Source organism: Streptomyces sp. NPDC001933 (assembly GCF_042890955.1).
Taxonomy (GTDB): domain Bacteria; phylum Actinomycetota; class Actinomycetes; order Streptomycetales; family Streptomycetaceae; genus Streptomyces.
Map to the genome: position 1 here is coordinate 82,728 of NZ_JBIASS010000017.1, position 23,977 is coordinate 106,704.

Consider the following 23,977-nt stretch of genomic DNA (forward strand, 5'->3'; position numbering starts at 1 on the left):
GGGTCAGTCCTCCTGTTGGAAAAGGGTGGTGTCACCGGTGGCCTCGGCGATCCTGGCGGCCAGGATCGGTCCGATCTGGGCCAGCGATCCCATTTGGGTCATCTGGTCGTGCCGGGTGGTGATCTCGTGGGATTCGATCCGGCCCGCGATGTACGGGTGCCAGACCTCCGGACCGGCGTCGTCGTGGCCCCGGTCGATCGTGGAGTTGAACAGCAGCAGGTCCCCGTCGTACCTGCCAGGAACGAAGTCGACCGCCAGCTTCGCGTTGTTGATCATGATCTGGACGATCACCTCGACCTGCCGCTCGTTCAGGCCTGCCAGCGCGCTGCCCCGCCGGTTCAGCACCTCGGCGACCTCGGCGTAGGTGATTTCCCGGTCGCCCAGCTCGTCCGGGTCGACGTCGAGCACTCCGACGAGCACGTCCCGCACGGTGGGCACCGGCGCCTCCTCGAACTGCACGTCCTTCACCGGATAGGCGTCGAGGATCGCCAGCAGTGCGGTCCGCTCGCCGCGCGCCTGCAGTTCGCAGGCCAGCGCGTGGGCGATCAGCCCGCCCGCGGACCAGCCGAGCAGCAGGTACGGGCCCTCCGGCTGGATCTTCTGGACGTGGTCGGCGTAGTCGGCCGCCATCTCTTCGTAGGACGTCGGCAGCGGCTCGGGCCGGCCGAGGCCGCGCGCCTGGATCGCATAGACCGGGTGCTGCGGGCCGAGGTGGTTCAGCAGCCCGCTGTACGACCAGCTGATGCCGCCGCCGGGGTGGACACAGAACAGCGGCGTGTCCGTTCCCGTCGAACGCAGTGGCAGCAGCACGTCCAACGCGTCGTCCGGATTGTTCATGGCCAGGCGTTCGGTGAGCCCGGCCACGGTCGGCGCCTCGAACAGCAGGCGCAGTCCCAGCTCCAGGCCGAGGGTCTCGCGGACCCGGGAGGCCAGCCGGGCAGCCAGCAGCGAGTGCCCGCCCAGGTCGAAGAAGCCGTCGTCGATGCTCACCTGCTCCCGGCCGAGGACCTCGGCGAACAGGCCGCACAACAGTTGCTCCTGCGGCGTCCGGGGGCCCCGCCCGGCGTCCGACGCCCCGTAGTCGGGGGCGGGCAGGGCGGCCCGGTCGAGCTTGCCGTTGTCGGTCAGCGGCAGCGCGTCCACGGTGACGAACGCTGCCGGCACCATGTAGTCGGGCAGTTCGCGGCGCAGTCGGCCGGACAGCTCGGTCGTCTCGGGTGCGCCCTCGGGCGCGGGCACCAGGTAGGCGACCAGCCGCTTGTCTCCCGGCCGGTCCTCACGGGCGACCACGGCGGCCTGGGCGACGCCCGGGCAACCCGCCAGGACGGCCTCGACCTCTCCGGGCTCGATCCGCTGACCGCGCAGCTTGACCTGGTGGTCGACGCGTCCGGCGAACTCCAGCGTGCCGCCGGGGAGCCACCAGGCAAGGTCGCCGGTGCGGTACATCCGGCTCCCGGGCGGCCCGTACGGGTCGGCGGTGAAGCGCTCCGCTGTCAGGCCGGGGCGGCCGAAGTAGCCGCGGGCCACGCCCGTCCCCGCGAGGTACAGCTCACCGACCATGCCCGTCGGCACCGGCCGCAACCGGTCGTCGAGCACGTAGGCGCGCATGTTCGCCATCGGCCCGCCGATCGGTACGGTCGCGGCGTTCTCGGGGAGGCTGTGCACCGGGTGACAGGTGGCCAGGGTGGTGGCCTCGGTGGGCCCGTAGCCGTTGACCACCTCGATGCCGGGGCAGGCCGCGAGCACCCGGGCGGCGGCGGCCGGGGAGACCACGTCGCCGCCGGTCCACACCTCGCGCACCCCTGCGAGCAGGCCCGGGCGCTCCTCGGCGACCAGCCGGAACAGTCCGGCGGTCAGCCACAGTCCGGTCACCCCGTGCGTGGTGATCGTGTGCTGCAGCAGATCGAGGTCGAGCTGCTCGGGCGGTGCGACCACGACCCGGCCACCGTTGAGCAGCGGAACCCACAGCTCGTAGGTCGAGAGGTCGAAGGCCGTCGGGGAGTGCATCAGCACCCGCTCGTGTCCGCCACCACGCCATTCGGGGGTGAGCGCGAGGCCCACCACGTCCCGGTGGGTGACGGCCACGCCCTTCGGCCGTCCGGTCGAGCCGGAGGTGTACATGATGTACGCCAACTGCCCTGCTTGGCACGGGACTTCCACCGAGACGGGGTCGGCGTCCTCGGACTGAACCAGCGCGGTGAGCACCTCCGGGGTGAGCACCAGGGCGGCTCCGCTCTCCCGCAGGATCAGGTCGATCCGGGAGGAGGGGAAGCGCGAGTCCAGGGGTACGTAGGCGCCGCCCGCCTTGATGATCGCCAGGATCGCCACGACCAGCTCCGCCGAGCGGTCCAGCATGACCGCGACCGGTGTCTCCGGCCGTACGCCCTGGCGGATCAACGCCCTCGCCAGGCGGTCGGCTCGCAGGTCGAGCTCCGCGTAGGTCAGCTCGGTGCCGCCCGCCACGACCGCGACCGCGTCCGGTGTGGCCCGCACCTGGAGGGCGAACAGCGTCGGCACCGCGGCCGACGGCAGCTCTACGGCCGTGTCGTTGACCCCGTACAGCAGCTGGTGGCGCTCCGCACCGGACATGAGGTCGATCCGGCTGATCGGCCGGCCCGGGTCGGCGACCGCCACGCGCAGCAGGCGGGCCCAACGCTCGAACAGCAGCTCCACGGTGGGCGCGTCGAACAGGTCGGTGGCGTACTCCACCGCGCCGACCAGACCGTCGGCGCCGCCGTCCGGGCGGAACTGCTCGGCCAGGCTGAACGTCAGGTCGACCCGTGAGGTCCCGGTCGGCGCCTCCAGGTGGCCCGTCTCCAGCCCCGGCAGCACGAACTCGCCGAGCGGCGCGTTCTGCAGGGCCAGCATGATCTGGAACAGCGGGTGGTGGGCCAGCGACCGCGCCGGGTTGGCCACTTCGACCAGGTACTCGAACGGCACGTCCTGGTGGTCGTACGCGGTGAGCGCCTTCTGCCGCACCCGGCCGAGCAGTTCGGCGAAGCCGGGGTCGCCGCTGGTGTCGGTGCGCAACACCAGGGTGTTGACGAAGAAGCCGACGAGCTCGTCCAGCGCCTGGTCGGTACGGCCGGCGATCGGGCTGCCGATCGGAATGTCCGTACCGGCACCGAGCCGGGTGAGCAGAGCGGCGAGACCGGCCTGCAGCACCATGAACATGCTGGCGCCGCGCGCGGTGGCCAGGTCACGCAGTGCCTGATGCAGCTCGGCGTCCAATCGGACCACGACCCGGTCGCCCTGCTGGGAGGCCACCGGCGGCCGGGGCCGGTCGGCAGGCAGCTGCACCTGCTGCACGATTCCCGTCAGCTCGTCCTTCCAGTACGCCAGTTGCCGGGCGAACAGGCTGTCCGGGTCGGTGGCGTCGCCGAGCAGGTCGCGCTGCCAGCGGGTGTAGTCGGCGTACTGCACCGGCAACGGGGACCACTGCGGTTCCTCGCCCCGGCAGCGCGCCGCGTAGGCCGTCGCGAGGTCACCGGAGAGCGGCCCCATCGACCAGCCGTCGGCGGCGATGTGGTGCACCACGATCAGCAGCACGTGCCGGTCGGGGGCGAGCGCGTACAGCTCGGCCCGGACCGGCGGTTCCGCTGCCAGGTCGAAGCCGCGCCGGGCCGCGTCCACCAGCCGCTCGGCCAGCCGGCTCTCGTCGAGCTCGACCACCGGCAGCGCCGGGTGTGACTGCGCGGTACTCAGCACTTCCTGGTACGGGACGCCGTCGGTCTCGCGGAAGACCGTCCGCAGGCTCTCGTGCCGGGCGATCACGTCCGCGAGCGCGGCGTGCAGGGCCGACCGGTCGAGACCGCCGGTCAGGCTCAGTGCGAGCGGCATGTTGTAGGTGGCGCTCGGTCCGTCCATCCGGTGCAGGAACCACAGGCGGCGCTGGGCGAAGGACAGCTCCACCCGCTTCGGGCGGGGCCGGGCGGTCAGCGCGGGCCGCGCCGCTCCGGAACCGTCCAGACGGGCCGCCAGACCGGCCACGGTCGGCGTCTCGAACAGGGTCCGGACCTCCAGCTCCGCGCCGAGGGTCGTCCGGACCCTGGAGGCCAGGCGGGTCGCCAGCAGCGAGTGCCCGCCGAGGTCGAAGAAGCTGTCCTCGACCCCGACCTGTGCCAGCCCGAGCACCTCGGCGAACAGCTCGGCGAGGAGCTGCTCCTGCGGGGTGCGCGGCGCCCGCCCCGCCACGGCCGAGGCGAGGTCGGGGATGGGCAGTGCGCGGCGGTCGAGCTTGCCGCTGGCCGTCAGCGGCAGCGCGTCCAGCGCCATGAACACCGACGGGACCAGATAGTCGGGCAGCCGCCCCTGCAGCCAGTCGCGGAGTTCGCCGAGGAGGGCGCCGGTGCCGCGGCTGCCGGTCGGACGGTTGGTCAGCGACGACAGCACCCTGTCGGTGTCCCCCTCCGGCCGGTACGACTCGACCGGGGAGCCGTGGAGCGTTCGCGGGTCGGCGAAGACGACGTCCACGGCGTCGGCCGCGGTGGCCGACCAGGTGACGGCCACCGCGCGGCCGAACTCCCGTCCGAGGGCGTGGAAGTCCTCGGGGTCGGGGAGGCCGCTCTCCTCCGGGGCGTGCAGCCGCTCCAGCAGCTCCGCGAGCGGCACGTCCCCGTCCTGCACGTCCCGGGCCAGGGCGGCCTCCCGCACCACACGGCGGTTCGGCACCCCGGTGATCCGCAGCACCTCGGCGGGCGGCTGGGCAAGCAACTCGCGCAGACCGGCCGGCCCGGCGATCTGCCGCGCCCACGCCAGCTCGACGGACCGACCCGGGGTCTCCGGGGCGACCGGCGGCTTGTGCAGCGTCACGTCGTAGCGGTAACGGGACAGTTCGTTGTGGTGGCGGCCGCGCTTGACCTCCACGGTCACCGCGCCGATGTCCGTTCCGTGCTTCCGCAGAACGGCGAAGAAGTCCGGGTCGACCAGGAGTTCCTTCTCCAACCTGACGGCCTGCTCCACCGCGCGGCGCACGGCCGCGCGGTCGGCACCGTGGTCGGCCCGGTGCAGCTGGACGGCGGCGGCCAGCGGCTGCAGCAGCCGCAGGTTACGGACGTCGCCGATGAAGAGTGCGCCGCCGGGGGCGAGCAGCCGCATCAGCTTCCCGATCACGTCCGCCAGGTAGTCGGCGGACGGAAAGTACTGCACCACCGAGTTGATCACGATGGTGTCGAACTCCCCGGCCGGCAGCCCGTCGGTGTCGTGCGCCGGACGGGTCTGCAGCACCACGCGTCCGGTCAGCCGCTCCTCCCCCGCCACCTGAGCGGTCAGGGCGTCGATCGCGGTGGCGGAGAAGTCGGTCGCCCAGTAGGTCTCGCAGTGGGGTGCGATCTGTGAGAGCAGCAGACCGGTGCCGACACCGACTTCCAGCACCCGGCGCGGGCGCAGGGCCAGGATGCGGTCCACGGTGGCGTCCCGCCACTCCCGCATCTGCTCGACGGGAATCGGGCTGGCATCGTAACTACTGTTCCAGCCGACGAAGTTGTGACCGAAGGCCGCTTCGTCGGGGGCGATGGGCAGGGCGTCGTAGATGCCCTGCCACTCGCTGACGTGGTCCGCTTCCAGCCCGCTGTCCCGGGCCGCGTCCTGGTACGGGACGACGTAGCCGACGAGCCGGTCGTCCTGGGCCACGACGGCGGCCCGGGCGACCGCGGGGTGTTCTGCCAGCGCGGCCTCGACCTCGCCGGGCTCGACGCGGAAGCCTCGGACCTTCACCTGGTCGTCGGCGCGGCCGACGTACTCCAACTGGCCGTCACCCAGCCGGCGCACCAGGTCGCCGGTGCGGTACATGCGCTCACCGGTCCCGAACGGGCAGGCGACGAACCTCCCCGCCGTCAGGCCCGGCCGGTTCAGGTACCCCCGCGCGAGACCCGCGCCCGCGACGTACAGCTCCCCCGTCACGCCCGGCGGCACCGGCCGCAGCCGGTCGTCCAGCACGTACACCCGGGCGTTGGCGATCGGCCGGCCGATCGGCGGCACACCCGTCCCCGGGGACAGCGGGTCGCTCATGGTCGCGCACACCGTGGTCTCGGTCGGGCCGTACGCATTGATCATCCGGCGTCCGGGCGCCCAACGCTCCACCAGCTCCGGCGGACACGCCTCACCCGCCACCACCAGCGTCGACGCGGTCACCGCACCGTCCGGCACGGCGGCGAGGACGGACGGGGGCACCGTCACATGGGTGACGTCGAGGCCCGGATCGGTCAGCGCGGCAAGCGACTCGGTCGCGGGAGGCAGCACCAGGGCCGCGCCGCACAGCAGGGCGGTGCAGATCTCCGACACCGAGGCGTCGAAGCTGGGCGAGGCGAACTGGAGCACCCGGCTGTCGGGTTCGATCGCGAAGCGTTCGATCTGTCCGGCGATCAGGCTCGCCACACCGCCGTGGCCGACCACGACGCCCTTGGGGAGGCCGGTCGAGCCCGAGGTGTAGATCACGTACGCCGGGTGCCGGACATCGAGCGCGACCTCCGGGTCGGTGTCCGGCCAGTCGCCCTCGGTCACCATGGCGGGGTCGTCGACCACCACCGCCGGACGGGCATCCGCCAGCATGAAAGCGATCCGCGCCTGCGGGTACGCCGGGTCCACCGGCAGGTACGCCGCCCCGGCCTTCAGCACACCCAGGACCGCCACCACCGACTCCACCGACCGCGGCAGAGCCACCGCCACGACCTGCTCCGGACCGACCCCCCGGGCCATCAACGCATGCGCGAACCGGTTCGCCCGAGCATCGAGCTGCCCGTACGTCAGCCCGGTCCCGCCACAGACGAGCGCGACCGCCTCCGGCGTCGCCGCCACCTGCGCCGCGAAGGCCCGCGGCAGCGGGACGGCGCCCACGTCCCGGGCGGTCGCGTTGTCCCGTTCCAACAGCCGGTGCCGCTCGTCGGCGTCGAGGAGGTCGATGTCTCCGATCGGCTGCTCCGGGTCTGCGGTGGCGGCCTCCAGCAGGAGCGTCCAGCGCCGGACCAGGGCGGCGACCGTCGAGTGGTCGAACAGGTCGGTGGCGTACTCGACCGCGCCGACGATTCCGGCCGGGTTCCCGTCCGGACCGAACTGTTCGACCATGCTCACTCCGAGGTCGAACTTGGCGGTTCCGGTCGCGACCGCGTAGGTGGCGACGTCCAGGCCGGGCAGCGAGAACCGGCCCGTCGGCGCGTTCTGCACGGCCAGGATGGTCTGGAACAGCGGGTGGTGGGACAGCGAGCGGGACGGGTTCAGCGCCTCCACCAGGTGCTCGAACGGCACATCCTGGTGCGCGTACGCCGACAGCGCCGTCTCCCGCACCCGGCCCAGCAGCTCGACGAAACTCGGATCACCACTCGTGTCGGTGCGCAGCACCAAGGTGTTGACGAAGAACCCGACCAGATCGTCCAGCGCCTCGTCCGTGCGCCCCGCGATCGGACTCCCGATCGCGATGTCCGTGCCCGCACCCAGCCGCGTGTACAGCGCCGCCAACGCCGCCTGCAGCACCATGAACAGACTTGTCCCGGTACTCCTCGCCAACTCCACCAGAGCACTGTGCAGTTCCGCGTCGAGCTCCAGGCCGATGTGGTCCCCGTGCCAGCCGGCGACGGCCGGGCGAGACCGGTCGGCGGGCAGCTGGAGCAACTCCGGCAGGTCGGACAGCTGCCGCTTCCAGTAGTCGAGCTGCTCGGCGAACCGGCTCTGCGGGTCGGCGGCGTCACCGAGCAGCTCGCGCTGCCACAGCGTGTAGTCGGCGTACTGCACCGGCAAGGCCGGTCGGCTCGCCGTCCGGCCTTCGCAATGGGCCGCGTACGCCTGGGCCAGGTCACGGGCCAGTGGGCCGGTGGACCAGCCGTCAGCGGCGATGTGGTGCATGACCAGCAGCAGCACGTGCTCGTCCGGCGCGACCACGAACAGCTCCGCCCGCAGCGGCGGCTCCGTCGCCAGATCGAAGGGCTGCCGGGCTGACTCGGCGAGCCGCTGCGGCAGTTCGACCTGTGTCACCTCGGTCGACCGGACCCGGAGGCGGACCGCGGCCGGTTCCAGCACGCGCTGGCAAGGTACGCCGTCGACCTCCGGGAACACCGTCCGCAGGCTCTCGTGCCGGGCCACCACGTCGGCCAGTGCCCGGTCCAGCGCGGGCCGGTCGAGCGTTCCGGTCAGCTGCAGCGCCAGCGGGATGTGGTACGTCGCGGCGGCGGCGTCCATGCGGTGCAGGAACCAGAGCCGGCGCTGGGCGAAGGACAGCGGCACCGCCTCGGGCCGCTCGTACGCGGTCAGCGCCGGGCGGGCACGGCCGGCCTCGGCCAGTGCCTCGGCCAGGCCCGCCACGGTGGGCGCTTGGAAGAGTGCGCGCAGCCCGAGCTCCACGCCGAGCACCGAGCGCACCCTGGCGACCAGCCTGGTGGCGAGCAGGGAGTGCCCGCCCAGGCCGAAGAAGTCCTCGTCGACCGAGACCCGCGGCACGTCGAGCACCTCGGCGAACAGCTCGGCGAGGATCTGCTCCTGCGGCGTGCGCGGGGCCCGCCCGCTCCCCGCAGGAGCGGCTTCGGGCGCGGGCAGCGCCGCCCGGTCCAGCTTCCCGTTCGGCGTCAACGGCAATGTGTCCATCACCACGAAGACCGTCGGCACCAGGTAGTCCGGCAGACGCTCGCGCAGGTGTGCCGCCAGCTCCACGGGACGGACGGCCAGGTCGGGACGGGCCGCCACGTAGCCGACGAGCCGGTCGTCCCGGGCCACCACGGCGGCCTGGGCGACCGCGGGGTGTTCTGCCAGCGCGGCCTCGACCTCGCCGGGCTCGACCCGGAAGCCGCGCACCTTCACCTGTTGGTCGGCGCGGCCGACGTACTCCAGCTCGCCGTCCGTCCGACGCCGCACCAGGTCGCCGGTGCGGTACATGCGCTCACCGGTCCCGAACGGGCAGGCGACGAACCTCCCCGCCGTCAGGCCCGGCCGGTTCAGGTAGCCGCGTGCCAGACCCGGGCCGACGACGTACAACTCCCCTGCCACGCCCGGCGGTACGATGCACAGCCGCTCGTCCAGTACGTACGCCCGGAAGCCCGCGACCGGTCGCCCGATCGGCGGCACACCCGTCCCCGGCGACAGCGGGTCGCTCATGGTCGCGCACACCGTGGTCTCGGTCGGGCCGTACGCGTTGATCATCCGGCGTCCGGGCGCCCAACGCTCCACCAGCTCCGACGAGCACGCCTCACCCGCCACCACCAGGGTGGTGGCCGTGAGTTCGGCGCCGTCCAGCGCGGCCAGGGCCGAGGGCGGCAGCGTCACGTGGGTGACGGGGAGCCCTCGGTCCGTCAGAGCTTCCAGCGGGGCCTCGGCGGGGGCCAGGACGAGGGCGGCGCCGGTGAGCAGTGCGCTGCAGAGGTCCCAGAAGGACGCGTCGAAGCTGGGCGAGGCGAACTGGAGCACCCGGCTGCCCGGCGCCATTCCGAGCCGGTCGACCTGCGCCGCCACCAGGCCCGACACACCGGCGTGGCTCACGACGACGCCCTTGGGGCGGCCGGTCGAGCCCGAGGTGTAGATCACGTACGCCGGATGCCGGACATCGAGCGCGACCTCCGGGTCGGTGTCCAGCCAGTCGCCCTCGGTCACCATGGCGGGGTCGTCGACCACCACCGCCGGACGGGCATCCGCCAGCATGAACGCGATCCGCGCCTGCGGGTACGCCGGGTCCACCGGCAGGTACGCCGCCCCGGCCTTCAGCACACCCAGGACCGCCACCACCGACTCCACCGACCGCGGCAGAGCCACCGCCACGACCTGCTCCGGACCGACCCCCCGGGCCATCAACGCATGCGCGAACCGGTTCGCCCGAGCATCGAGCTGCCCGTACGTCAGCCCGGTCCCGCCACAGACGAGCGCGACCGCCTCCGGCGTCGCCGCCACCTGCGCCGCGAAGGCCCGCGGCAGGCTCGCCCCGGCCACCCCGTCCTCGACGGCGGGCAGCAGCTCGCTGCGTTCCTCGGCGGACAGCAGGTCGATCCCGCCGATCGGCCGGTCGGGCGCGGCGGCGACCGCGGCCAGCAGCCTGGTCCACCTGGCGGCCAGGGCCTCGACCGTCGAACGGTCGAACAGGTCGGTGCTGTACTCGACCGCACCGCTGAGCCCGGCCGGCGCACCGTCGGGCCCGTGCTCCTCCGCGAACCCGAAGGTCAGGTCGAGCCGCGCGGTCCCGGTGAGCACGGCCATCCCGGAGACCTGGAGGCCCTGCAGTTCGAAGTCGCCACCTGGCGCGTTCTGCACGACCAGACCGGTCTGGAACAGCGGGTGGTGGGACAGCGAGCGGGACGGGTTCAGCGCCTCCACCAGGTGCTCGAACGGCACATCCTGGTGCGCGTACGCCGACAGCGCCGTCTCCCGCACCCGGCCCAGCAGCTCGACGAAACTCGGATCACCACTCGTGTCCGTACGCAGCACCAACGTATTGACGAAGAACCCGACCAGATCGTCCAGCGCCTCGTCCGTACGCCCCGCGACAGGACTCCCGATCGCGATGTCCGTTCCCGCACCCAGCCGCGTGTACAGCGCCGCCAACGCCGCCTGCAGCACCATGAACAGGGTCGCCCCCGATCGTCGCGCCAACTCCACCAGGGCGCTGTGCACTTCGGCGTCGATCCGGAGTTCGAGCAGGTCTCCCCCGTACGACATGGCGGCCGGGCGCGGCCGATCGGCAGGCAGTTGCAGCTGCTCGGGCAACCCGGCCAGCGTCTGCGTCCAGTAGTCGACCTGGCGGGCGAACACGCTGTCGGCGTCGCCCTCGTCGCCCAGGATCTCGTGCTGCCACAGGGTGTAGTCGCCGTACGTGACCGGCAGCGACGGCCATGCCGGTGCCGCGCCACCCTGCCGGGTGGTGTAGGCGGCGGCCAGGTCACGGGCCAGCGGGCCCATGGACCAGCCGTCCCCGACGATGTGGTGCATCACCAGCAGCAACACGTGCTCGTCCGGCGCGACCGCGAACAGCTCCGCCCGCAGCGGTACTTCCGAGGTCAGGTCGAAGTCGCGCACCGCCACCTCGCGCAACAGGGCGGGCACCTCCGTCTCGCCGGCCGTGCGCACGGTCAGCGGGACAGCGGCCTCGGCGGCGTCGAGCACCCGCTGGTAGGGAACTCCGCCGGCGTGCGGGAAGACCGTGCGCAGGGTCTCGTGCCGGGCCACCACGTCCACGAGCGCGGCGCTCAGCGCGGCCCGGTCGAGGTCTCCGGACAGCCGCAGGGCCAGCGGCATGTGATAGGTGGCGCCCGGCGCTCCGAACTGCTGGAGGAACCAGAGCCTGCGCTGGGCGAACGACAGCGGCATCAGTTCGCGGCGGGGCCGGGGCACAAGAGCCTGCCGCGCGGTTCCGGCGTCGTGCAGCCCGGCCGCCAGTCCGGCGGGGGTCGGGTTCCGGAACAGGGCGCGCAGCTCCAGTTCGACCCCGAGGGTCGCCCGGACCCGCGAGACCAGCCGGGTGGCGAGCAGGGAGTGCCCGCCCAGGTCGAAGAAGTCCTCGTCGACACCGACCCGCGCGATGCCCAGCACCTCGGCGAACAGCTCGCACAGGATCTGCTCCTGGGGCGTGCGCGGCGCCCGGCCGCCGACGGTCGTACCCGGCTCCGGCGCGGGCAGCGCCGCCCGGTCCAGTTTTCCGTTCGGCGTCAGCGGCAGCGCGTCGAGCAGCACGAACGCGGACGGCACCAGGTACTCCGGCACCCGGTCGCGCAGGTACGCCGCCAGCACCGCCGCAGTCGCCCCGGCCCCGTCCGAGGGGACGACGTACGCGACGATCCGGTCCTCCCCGGCGAGCACCGCGACCTGGGCGACGCCCGGGTGCGCGGTCAGCTCGGCCTCGATCTCGCCCGGCTCGATCCGGAACCCGCGCACCTTGACCTGGTGGTCGACCCGGCCGGCAAATTCCAGCTCGCCGTCGGCGTGCCAGCGCACCAGGTCGCCGGTGCGGTACATCCGCGTGCCCGCCGGACCGTACGGGTTGGCGACGAAACGCCCGGCGCTCAGCCCGGGCCGGTTCAGGTAGCCGCGGGCGATCCCCGCCCCGGCCAGGTACAGCTCGCCCAGTACGCCGGGGGCCACCGGTCGCAGTGCCGAATCCAGCACGTAAACCTGGCAGTTCGCGATCGGACGGCCGATCGGCACCGGTAGCGGGCAGTCGGCGGGGTCGGCCGGAAGTGCGTAGGCGGTGATCACATGGGTTTCGGCGGGCCCGTAGTGGTTGTGCAGCATCCGGCCCGGTCGGCGTGCCTGGAAGCGGCGCACGGCGCCGCCCAGCCGCATCGCCTCTCCGGCCTGCGCGACCAGCCGCAGGTGCGGCAGGTCCAGCCCTGCCTCCTCGGCCGCCTCTGCCAGCGCCTCGACCACCAGGTTGGGCGCGAACAGCTCCTCGACCCTGTGCCGGTCCAGCCAGTGGGCGAACAGTTCGGCGCTGCGGCGCTGCTCCTCGGTCGGCACCACCAGGGTCTTGCCGTACAGCAGCGCGGACAGCATCTCCTGCACGGAGACGTCGAAGCTGATCGCGGTGAACTGCGCGGTGCGCGTGCCGGGTTCGCCGCCGACGGCCCGGTGGTGCCACGCCAGCAGGTTCAGCAGTCCGGCGGCGGGCATCACCACGGCCTTGGGCCGGCCGGTGGAACCGGAGGTGTAGATGACGTAGGCGGGGTGCCGGGTGTCCACGGGGCCGGCCGGATCGTGCTCCGGCTGCCGGCCGGACGGTGTGACGGCCGCGAGGTCGTCGAGCACCACGGCCGGGCGGGCGTCATCCAGCATGTACGCGATGCGGGCGGCCGGGTAGTCCGGGTCGATCGGCAGGTACGCCGCGCCCGTCTTGAGCACCGCGAGGACGGCGACGACCAGCTCCGCCGAACGCGGGAGCCGCAGGGCGACGACCTGCTCCGGGCCCACGCCGCGCGCGATCAGTGCGTGGGCCAGGCGGTTGGCCCTGCGGTTCAGCTCACGGTAGGTCAGCTCGGTGTCCTCGAACACCACCGCCGGGGCCTCCGGAACCGCCCGGACCTGCGCCTCGAACAGCGCGGGCAGGGTGTCATCAGGGGTCGGGCACGCGGTGTCGTTGCGGGCGACCAGTAGTTCGCGCCGTTCCTCGGCGGTGAGGACGTCGATCCGGCTCAGCGGAAGTCCCGGCTCGGCGACCACCGCCGCCAGCAGCCGCAGCCACCGGCCGACCAGTGCCTCCACCGTGTCGGGGTCGAACAGGTCGGTGCTGTACTCGACCCGCCCGATGATGCCCTCGGCCTGCCCGCCGGTGCCGCCGCGCTCCAGCAGGTGGAAGCCGAGGTCGAACATCGCCGTCGGCGTCCGCACCAGGACGATCTCAGCTGCCAGACCGCTCAGCGCGAACTCGGTGCGGGGCACGTTCTGCAGCGCGAGCAGTACCTGGAACAGAGGCTGGCGGGTGAGCGACCGGGACGGGTTGAGGGCCTCGACGACGTGCTCGAACGGCAGGTCCTGGTGTGCGTATGCGCCGAGCGCGTTCTCCCGGACCCGGCCCAGAAGCTCGGCGAAGGACGGGTCGCCACTGGTGTCCGTTCGGAGCACCAGGGTGTTGACGAAGAACCCGATGAGGTCGTCCAGCACCTGGTCGGTCCGGCCGGCGATCAGGCTGCCGACCGGGATGTCCGTGCCCGCACCGAGCTTGTCCAGCAGCGATGCCAGGGCGGCCTGCAGCACCATGTAAACGCTGGCGCCGTGCTCCCGGCCCAGCCGGACCAGCCCGGCGTGGAGTTCGGCGTCCAGTTCGATCGCCAGGTGGCCGCCGGAGCAGGAAGGGGTCGCGGGGCGGTGACGGTCGGCGGGGAGCTGGATCTGCTCCGGCAGGTCCGCGAGCGTCCGGGTCCAGTAGGCCGCCTGACGGGCGAACAGGCTGCTCTGGTCGGCCGCGTCGCCGAGCAGCCGGTGCTGCCACAGGGTGTAGTCGGCGTATTGCACGGGCAGTGGCGCCCACTGCGGCTCCTCGCCCTGGCGGCGTGCCGCGTACGCGGTGGCCAGGTCGGCGGCCAGCGGGCCCAGCGACCAGCCGTCACCGGCGATGTGGTGCATCACCAGGAGCAGCACGTGCTCGTCCGCCGAAACCTCGAACACCTCGGCCCGCAGCGGCGGTTCGGCAGCGAGGTCGAATCCGCGCGCTGCGGCCCCCGCCAGCAGTTCCGGCAGGGCCGGCTCGTCGGCCGGGGTGACCGACAGGCTCGGGCGCGCCTCCTCTGTGGGCAGCACCCGCTGGTAGGGCACGCCGTCCGCGGCCGGGAAGACCGTGCGCAGGGTTTCGTGCCGGTCGGCGAGGTCGCTCAGCGCCGCCTCCAGAGCCTCCAGGTCCAGCGGTCCCGAGAGCCGCCACGCGAGCGGCATGTTGTAGACCGAGTCGGCGCCCTCCAACTGGCGCAGGAACCACAGCCTCCGCTGAGCGGACGACAGCGGCACCAGCTCGGGCCGCTCCGCACGCCCCAGGGCGAGCCGGGCCCGGTCCGCGCCGCCCAGCCCGGCGGCCAGCCCGGCCACGGTCGGGGTGCGGAACAGGGTGGACAGGGCCAGCTCCACGCCCAGGGTCGCACGGACCCGGGCCACCAGCCGGGTAGCGAGCAGGGAGTGCCCGCCGAGATCGAAGAAGTCGTCGTCGACACCGACCTGAGGCAGGCCCAGTACCTCGGCGAACAGCCCGGCCAGCACGTGTTCCTGAGGCGTGTGCGGTTCCCGGCCGGCCGGCGTCGCGGTGGACTCGGGCTCGGGCAGGGCGCGCCGGTCCAGCTTGCCGCTGGCGGTCAGCGGCAGAGCATCGAGGGAGACGAACGCGGCCGGCACCATGTATTCCGGCAGCCGCTCGCGCAGGTGCGCCCGCAGGTCCTCCTGCCGGATCTCCGCCCCGGTGGCGGGCTGCAGGTAGGCGACCGGACGGGGGCCCTGCGCCCGGTCCTGCCGGACGATCACGGCGGCCCGTGCGATCCCCGGGTGCTCGGCGAGGACCGCCTCGATCTCGCCGAGTTCCACCCGGAAGCCGCGGACCTTGACCTGGTCGTCGGTGCGGCCGAGGAACTCCAGGTGCCCGTCCGGGTTCCACCGCACCAGGTCACCCGTGCGGTACATCCTCGACCCGCTCGGACCGAACGGGTCCGCCACGAACCGCCCCGCGGTCAGACCCGGCCGGTTCAAGTAGCCCCGTGCCAGCCCCGCACCCGCGATGTACAACTCACCCGCCACACCCGCGGGCAACGGCTGCAAAGCGGCATCGAGCACGTACAGCCTGACACCGCCGAGCGGCCGGCCGATCACTTGGCGCGGACTCGACTGCAGCGGCGCGAAGACCGAGTCCACCGTGCACTCGGACGGCCCGTAGTAGTTCAGGGAGAGAACCCCGTCGGCCGCCCGCAGCCGCTCCCACAGCTGCTCCGGAACGGCCTCCCCGCCCAACGCGACCACCGAAGGACGCCACCGCGGGTCGTCCAGCAGACCATGTTCGACAAGGACTTGCAGGTAGGACGGGGTGCCGCCGACAGTGTCCAGCCCGGCCCGCACGGCGTACTCCAGGTATGCCTCCGGGTCGGACCAGGTCGCCTCGTCCAGGACGTGCAGCTCATGGCCCGCGAACAGGGCGAACAGCTGGTCGCAGGAGCCGTCGAACGACACCGACGTGGTCAGCCCCACCCGCATCCGCTCCGCCGTCCGGAAGACCAGCGGACACTGGTTGGCGAACAGGTTGGCCAGGCCGCCGTGCGTGGCCACCACGCCCTTGGGCCTGCCGGTGGAACCGGAGGTGTAGATGACATAGACCGGCTGGCTCGGATCGACGGCCACCATCGGGTCGACCGCCGGGCAGCTCCCCACCAGGGCGGCCGTCCCCGGGTCATCGAGCACCAGCCGGTCGACAGGACCCTCCGGCAACCGGCCCAGGGTACGGGTGTCGGTCACCGTCAGAACCGGCCGGGCATCGTCGAGCAAATACGCGATCCGGGCAGCCGGATACTCGGGATCGACCGGCACGTACGCCGCCCCGGTCTTCAGCACCGCAAGAATCGCCACCACCAACTCGACCGACCTCGGCAGCGCCACCGCCACCAACCGCTCCGGCCCCGCACCCCGCGCGATCAACGCATGCGCCAACCGGTTCGCCCGCCCGTCCAACTCCGCATACGACAGCGACACTTCCGGCCCCACCACCGCGAGGTCGTCAGGAATCGCACGCACCTGAGCCCGGAACAGCTCCGGCAGACTCGCGGTGAAGACCTGGGCCGCCGGGCCGGTGCCCAGCGCCGTCAGCTCACCGCGCTCCTCTGCCGTGAGCAGGTCGAGCCGACTGAGCCGCCGCCGCGGGTCGGCGACCGCGACGCGGAGCAGCCGCTCCCACCGCCCGATCATCGTCTCGACGGTGGCCGGGTCGTACAAATCGTCGGCGTACTCGACAGACCCGTCGATCCCCTCCGGGGAGCCGTCCTCCGCGTGCCGCTCGGACATGGTGAAGATCAGGTCGAGCTTGGCGGTGGTCGACGTCAACGGCATCTCGCCGACGCGCAGCCCGGGCGGCGCGAAGTCGGCCCGGGGTGCGTTCTGCAGCACCAGCATGACCTGGAACAGCGGGTGGTGTGCCAGCGACCGCGACGGGTTCAGGACCTCGACCAGGTACTCGAACGGCAGGTCCTGGTGGGCGTATCCGGCCAGCGCGGTGTCCCGGACCCGGCCCAGAAGCTCGGCGAACGTCGGATCGCCCGAGGTATCGGTGCGGAACACCAGGGTGTTGACGAAGTAGCCGACCAGGTCGTCCTGCGCCTGGTCGGTCCGGCCGGCGACCGGGCTGCCGACCGGAATGTCGTCGCCCGCGCCGAGCTTGCTCAACAACGCCGCCAGCCCTGCCTGGAGCACCATGAACAGACTGGTCCCGTGCGCGCGGGCGAGCTCGCGAAGACCGCGGTGCAGCTCGGCGTCGAGCCCGGCAAGCACAGAACCGCCCCGGTGCGAGGCGACCGCCGGGCGGGACCGGTCGGTGGGCAGCTGGATCAGCTCCGGCAGACCGGCCAGCTGCCGGGTCCAGTAGTCCGCCTGGCCGGCGAACAGGCTGTCCCCATCGGTGGAGTCGCCGAGCAGTTCGTGCTGCCACAGGGTGTAGTCGGCGTACTGGGCGGGCAGTGGTGCCCACTGCGGCTCCTCGCCGCGGCGACGCGCGGTGTAGGCGGCCGTCAGTCCCTGCGCGAGCGGGCCCAGCGACCAGCCGTCACCCGCGATGTGGTGGAGCACCACTTGGAAGACGTGCTCGTCCGGCGCCAGCTCGAACAGCTCGACCCGCAGCGGCACATCCACCGCCAAGTCGAAGCGACGGTCCTTCGCCGCTGCCATCAGAGCGGACAGCTCGGCCTCGGTGGTTCGGCTCACGAGCAGCCGCGGACGGGCTGCCACCACGTCCAGCACCTGCTGGTACGGCGCGCCGCCCACCGCCGGGAAGACGGTGCGCAGGCTCTCGTGCCGGGCCACCACGTCCGCCACGGCGGCCTCCAGGGCCCGCCGGTCCAGATCCCCGGACAGCCGCCAGGCCAGGGAGATGTGGTAGTTCGCGCTGGCACCCTCCAACTGGTGCAGGAACCACAGCCGCCGCTGCGCGAACGACAGCGGGATCACCTCGGGGCGCTCACGCCGTGCCAGGGCGGCCTGCGCCGGCCCGGCCGCTACCAGGGCGGCGGCCAGACCTGCCGGGGTCGGCGCCTCGAACAGGGTGCGCAGCGGCATTTCCACGCCGAGCGTCGCGCGGATCCGGGCGGCCAGGCGGGTGGCCAGCAGCGAGTGCCCGCCCAGGTCGAAGAATCCGTCCTCGACGCCGGCCGACGCCACACCCAGGACCTCTGCGAACAGCTCGCAGAGGATCTGCTCCTGCGGGGTACGCGGCGCGCGGTGGGTGGCTGCCGGGGCGAGGTCGGGGGCGGGCAGGGCCCGATGGTCCAGCTTGCCGTTGACGGTCAGCGGCAGTGCGTCCAGCATGACGAACGCCGACGGCACCATGTAGTCCGGCAACCGCTCACGCAGGTGCTCCCGCAGGTCGGCGGAGCGCGGTGCGGCTCCCGCGGCCGGCACCAGGTAAGCGGCCAGCCGGGTGTCGTCGACCCGGTCCTGCCGGGCCAGGACGGCGGCCTGGGCGATGCCGGGGTACGCGGCCAGCGCCGCCTCGATCTCGCCGAGCTCGATCCGGAAGCCGCGCACCTTCACCTGTTGGTCGGCCCGGCCGACGTAGCGCAGGCTGCCGTCCGCCGCCCGGCGCACCACGTCGCCGCTGCGGTACATCCGCGATCCCGGCGGTCCGAACGGGTCCGCCACGAACCGCCCGGCGGTCAGGCCGGGCCGGTTCAGGTAGCCGCGCGCCAGGCCCGCGCCCGCGACGTACAGCTCGCCGGGCACGCCCGGGGCCACCGGCCGCAGGCCGTCGTCGAGCACATGCGCCCGCAGGTCCGGGAGGGCCGCGCCGACCTGGCCGGCCGCGGTGCCGAACCGGTCGAGCGCCGTGTACGTGACGTGCACCGTGGTCTCGGTGATGCCGTACATGTTGACCAGCCGCGGTGCGTCCTCCGGGTGCCTCCGGAACCATCCCGCCAGCCTGGTGTGCTCCAATGCCTCGCCGCCGAACACCACTGTGCGCAGGGCGAGTCGGCGGCTAGTCTCCGGGGCCTCCTCATCCGCCTGCATCAATTGGTAGAAGGCGGACGGTGTCTGGTTGAGCACCGTCACCCGCTCGCGGGCGAGCAGTTCCAGGAACCGGCCGGGCGAGCGGCTGGTCTCGTGGTCCACGACCACCAGGCGGCCGCCGTGCAACAGCGGGCCCCACAGCTCCCACACCGAGAAGTCGAAGGCGTAGGAGTGGAAAAGGGTCCACACGTCCTCGGCGGAGAAGCCGAACAGTTCCCGAGTGGTGCCGAACAGGCGCACCACGTTGCGGTGCGGGACCACCACGCCCTTGGGATTGCCGGTGGAACCGGAGGTGTGGATGACATAGGCGGCGTGGTCCGGGTCGACGGTGACCCCCGGGTCCGTGTCCGGCAGCCCGTCCAGGTCGGCGGTGTCCAGCAGCAGCCGGTCCACATGGTCCGCCCCCGGCTGCTCTCCGGTCCGGCTCGTCGTCACGAGCAGTACGGGCCGGGCGTCCTGGAGCAGATAGGCGATCCGGGCTGCCGGGTACTCCGGGTCCACCGGTACGTACGCGGCACCGGCCTTGAGTACCGCGAGCACCGCCACGACCAGCTCCGCCGAGCGCGGCAACGACAGCGCCACCAACTGCTCCGGCCCCACCCCCCGGTCGATCAGGGCGTGCGCCAGCCGGTTGGCGCGGGCGTTCAACCGGCCGTACGTCAGAGTGGTTTCGCCGTCCGTGAGGGCGATCGCCGCCGGGTTCGCCCGAGCCTGCCGCTCGAACAGCGCGGGCAGGCTGCCTTCCGGCAGCTCCCCGCCCTGGTCGGTGTCGGCCGGCAGCAGCGCCCGGAGCTCGTCGGCGGACAGCACGTCCACCTGGCCGATCCGTCGGCCGGGGTCGGCGACGACGGCGCGCAGCAGCCGCAGCCACCGCTCGACGATCCCGGTGACGGTGGCCGCGTCGAACAGATCGGTGCTGTACTCCACCACGCCCGACAACCCGTCCGTGCCGGGCTGTTCGGTCAGGACGAAGGTCAGATCGCACTTGGCCGTTCCGGTGTGGACCAGGTCGGTCGCCACCCGCAGCCGCGGCAGGTCGATGGTGCCGAGTGGCGCGTTCTGCAGGGTGAGCATGGTCTGGAACAGCGGGTGGTGCGCGAGCGTCCGGGTCGGGTTCAGAGCTTCCACGAGGTGCTCGAACGGCACCTCCTGGTGCGCGTACGCGGCCAGCGCGTCGGAGCGCACCCGGCCCAGCAGTTCGGTGAACGACGGGTCGCCGGACAAGTCGGAGCGCAGCACCAGGGTGTTGACGAAGAAGCCGACCAAGTCGTCCAGGGCCTCGTCGGTGCGACCCGCGATCGGCGTGCCGATCGGAACGTCGGTACCGGCGCCGAGCTTGCCCAGCAGAGCGGCCAGACCGGCCTGGAGCACGATGAAGAGGCTGGCTCCGCCATCGCGGGCGAGTCCGCGCAGGCCCCGATGCAGCTCGGCGTCGATCCGCACCGGCAGGTGGGCGCCCCGGTAGGACATCGCCATCGGCCGGGGCCGGTCGAAGGGCAGCTCGACCTGCTCGGGCAGGTCCGCCAGGCGTTCCCGCCAGTACGCGAGTTGTCCGTTGAGCAGGCTGTCCGGGTCAGCACCGTCGCCCAGCAGCTCCTGCTGCCAGAGGGCGTAGTCGGCGTACTGGACCGGCAGCGGCGACCACTCCGGCTTCGCGCCCTCTCCACGGGCCGCGTAGGCGGTCGTCAGATCCCGCAGGAGCGGACCCGTGGACCAGCCGTCGCCGGCGATGTGGTGCACCATCAGCAGCAGCACGTGCTCCTCGGCGCCGAACCGGAACAGTTCGGCACGCAGCGGCGACTCCTCGGAGAGCTCGAAGCCGTACCGCGCCGCCTCCGCCAACCGGTCCGGCAGCTCGCGCTCGCCGACCTCGGCCACCCGCAGCCGCGGCCGTGCCGCGTCGATGTCGAGCACCCGCTGGCACGGCACGCCGTCGACCACCGGGAAGACGGTACGCAGGCTCTCGTGCCGCTCGACCACGTCCGCCAGGGCGGCTTCCAGGGCACGCTGGTCCAGGCTTCCGGACAGCCGCAGTGTCAACGGGATGTTGTAGGTGGCGCTCGGGCCCTCCATCCTGTGCAGGAACCAGAGCCTCCGCTGCGCGAAGGACAGCGGCACCAGCTCGGGCCGCTCACGCCGCCTCAACGCCGGGCGCGCCCGGCCGGCGACGTCCACCCTGGCCGCCAGTTCCGTCACCGTCGGCGCGTCGAACAGGTCGCGCAGCCTCAGCTCCACGCCCAGCACGGACCGGGCCCGGGAGACCAGTCGGGTGGCCAGCAGGGAGTGCCCGCCGAGGTCGAAGAAGCTGTCGTCCAGCCCGGCCTCGGCGACCCCCAGCACCTCGGCGAACAGCCCGGAGAGCAGGTGCTCGACCGCGGTGCGCGGAGCGCGGCCCGGCGCGGCGGGCTGCCGCTCGGGGGCCGGGAGGGCGCGCCGGTCCAGCTTGCCGTTCGGGGTCATCGGCAGCGCGTCCAGGACCACGAGCGCCGACGGCACCATGTACTCGGGCAACCGCTCCCGCAGCCAGGCCCGCAGTGTGTCCGCTTGGACGACCTGCCCCGTGGCAGGGACAACGTAGGCGACCAGCCGGGATCCCTCGTCCGTGCGCACCGTGACGGCGCCCCGCGCGACCCCCGGGTGCTCGGCGAGGACCGCCTCGATCTCACCGAGTTCCACCCGGAAGCCGCGGACCTTGACCTGGTCGTCGGTGCGGCCGAGGAACTCCAGGTGCCCGTCCGGGTTCCACCGCACCAGGTCACCCGTGCGGTACATCCTCGACCCGCTCGGACCGAACGGGTCCGCCACGAACCGCCCCGCGGTCAGACCCGGCCGGCGCAGGTAGCCCCGTGCCAGCCCCGCACCCGCGATGTACAACTCACCCACCACACCCGCGGGCAACGGCTGCAAAGCGGCGTCGAGCACGTACAGCCGGGCGTTGGTGACGGGGCGGCCGATGACCGGGCGCGGGCTCGATCCCACGGGCGCGGTAACCGAGTTGACGGTGCACTCAGAGGGCCCGTACAGGTTGAGGCAGGAGGTCCCGTCGGCGGCCCGCAGCCGCTCCCACAGCTGCTCGGGGACGGCCTCGCCGCCGACCCCGACCAGGGCGGGACGGCACTGCGGATCGTCCAACAGTCCATGGGCGACGAGGACTTGGAGGTAGGAAGGGGTGGCCTCGACGTAGTCCAGCCCGCGGCACGCCGCGTAATCGACGAAGGCCTCCGGGTCGGTCCAGGTCGCATGGTCCAGGACGTGCAACTCATGGCCCGCGAATGGAGCCATGAGCTGGTTCAAGGAGGCGTCGAACGACACCGATGTGGTCAGCGCCACGCGCAGCCGCTGCCGGTCCTTCAGCAGCGGTGCGAACTGCACCAGCCGGTGGTCGGTGAGCAGATCGAGCAGGCCGCCGTGCGTGGCCACCACGCCCTTGGGCCTGCCGGTGGAACCGGAGGTGTAGATGACATAGACCGGCTGGCTCGGATCGACGGCCACCATCGGGTCGACCGCCGGGCAGCTCCCCACCAGGGCGGCCGTCCCCGGGTCATCGAGCACCAGCCGGTCGACAGGACCCTCCGGCAACCGGCCCAGGGTACGGGTGTCGGTCACCGTCAGGACCGGCCGGGCATCGTCGAGCAAATACGCGATCCGGGCAGCCGGATACTCGGGATCGACCGGCACGTACGCCGCCCCGGTCTTCAGCACCGCAAGAATCGCCACCACCAACTCGACCGACCTCGGCAGCGCCACCGCCACCAACCGCTCCGGCCCCGCACCCCGCGCCATCAGCGCATGCGCCAACCGGTTCGCCCGCCCGTCCAACTCCGCATACGACAGCGAGACGTCGCCGCACACCAGCGCGACGAGGTCCGGAGCCGCCCGGACATGCTCTCGGAACAGCTCCGGCAGACTCGCGGTGAAGACCTGGGCCGCCGGGCCGGTGCCCAGCGCCGTCAGCTCACCGCGCTCCTCTGCCGTGAGCAGATCGATCCTGCCCACCGCCTCGTCCGGGTCGCAGTCCGCGACGGCGTCCAGCAGGGCGAGCAGCTTCTGCTGGTGCGCGGCGAGGTCGTCGTCGCCGTATGCCTCCGGCGCGCCGTGCAGCCTGAGGAGCGGGGGGTTGCCGTCCCGGTAGTCGAACACCCAGACGGCCAGGTCGGTGGTCGACCCCGACACGAAGTGGTGCACCGAGGCGGGGTGCCCGGCAAAGCTCGGCCTGGCGTTGAAGGCCATGATGTTGACGATCAGCGGGAACGCCGTTCCGATGCTGCCGGGCGCGCCGAGGTCGCGCAGCAGGTCCTCGCTGCGGTAGCGCTCGTGCGCGACGGCCGACTCGACCTCCCGCGCCACCTGGGCGACGAGATCGCCCCACGGCATGTCCGGTCGCACGGTCAGCCGCAGGGGCACCACGTTGGACATCGTGCCGGGCACCGACATCAGGTCGCGGTCCGAGCCCCGACGGGCGGGAACGGGAAGGGCGAGCACCACGTCCTGGGCGCCGCTCAGGCGGTGGGCGTAGAGCGCCGTCGCCGCGACCACCACCCGGGACCACCTGACACCGGCCCGGCCCGCCGCCGCCCGCAATGCCTCGGGGCTCCGCAGTTCCAGCTCCTCGGCCAGGCGCAGGGCTCGGTGCGGGTCGGTCGCGGAGGTGTCGGTGAGCCGTGTCGGAGCGGGCAGATCGGTGAAGCGCTCGGTCCAGTAGGAGCGGTCGGCGGTGAAGTCGGCGGACGAGCGATAGGCGGCGTCGCTGTCGACCAGGTCCCGTAGCGAGCCGAACGGAGAGGGCGGAACGGCACCGCCCTCGGCCAGCACCGAGTACACCTCGCCGACCCGCTGCCGGACCATGGAGCTGCTGATCGCGTCCAGCACCACGTGGTGGTAGTTCAGGTACCAGAGGAACTCCGTCGGCGACAGCCGGATCAGCGCATGGCCGAACAGCGGATCACGGGCGAGGTCCAACGGACGCGCCAGGTCCCGCTCCATCCATTCCATGGCCGCCGCCCGGGGATCCGGCTCCGCGCCGAGGTCGAGGTGCGCGGGCGCCCAGTCCCAGGTCTCGCGGAGGATCTGGCGCGGGCCTTCACCGTCGTCGACGAAGGTCACGTGCAGGGCGTCGACCTCGTCGACCACCCTGCGCAGCGCGGCTTCGAACAGCTCCGGATCGACCGGACCGTGGATCTCCAGGCACTCACCGACGCGGTAGCCCGGGATAGGCGTCCGGGAGCGCTGCTCGGCGAGCCAGATCTCCCGCTGGGCCGCGGTCAGGGGAAGGACGTCGCCGTCACGACGGGACATGGGGGTACCTCCAGAAGTTATGGGCGGGCATGCACGCAGGACGTAC

General features: G+C 72.7%; 1 protein-coding gene. It reads right to left on the minus strand.

All coding sequences use genetic code 11. The features are described 5' to 3' along the window. Positions 1-3: 3 nt before the first annotated feature. Positions 4-23,931 carry a non-ribosomal peptide synthase/polyketide synthase gene (locus ACFYY7_RS33060; protein ID WP_388667512.1) on the minus strand — a complete coding sequence of 7,976 codons (23,928 nt, stop codon included), beginning with the start codon at positions 23,929-23,931 and terminating at the stop codon, positions 4-6. Positions 23,932-23,977: the final 46 nt, after the last annotated feature.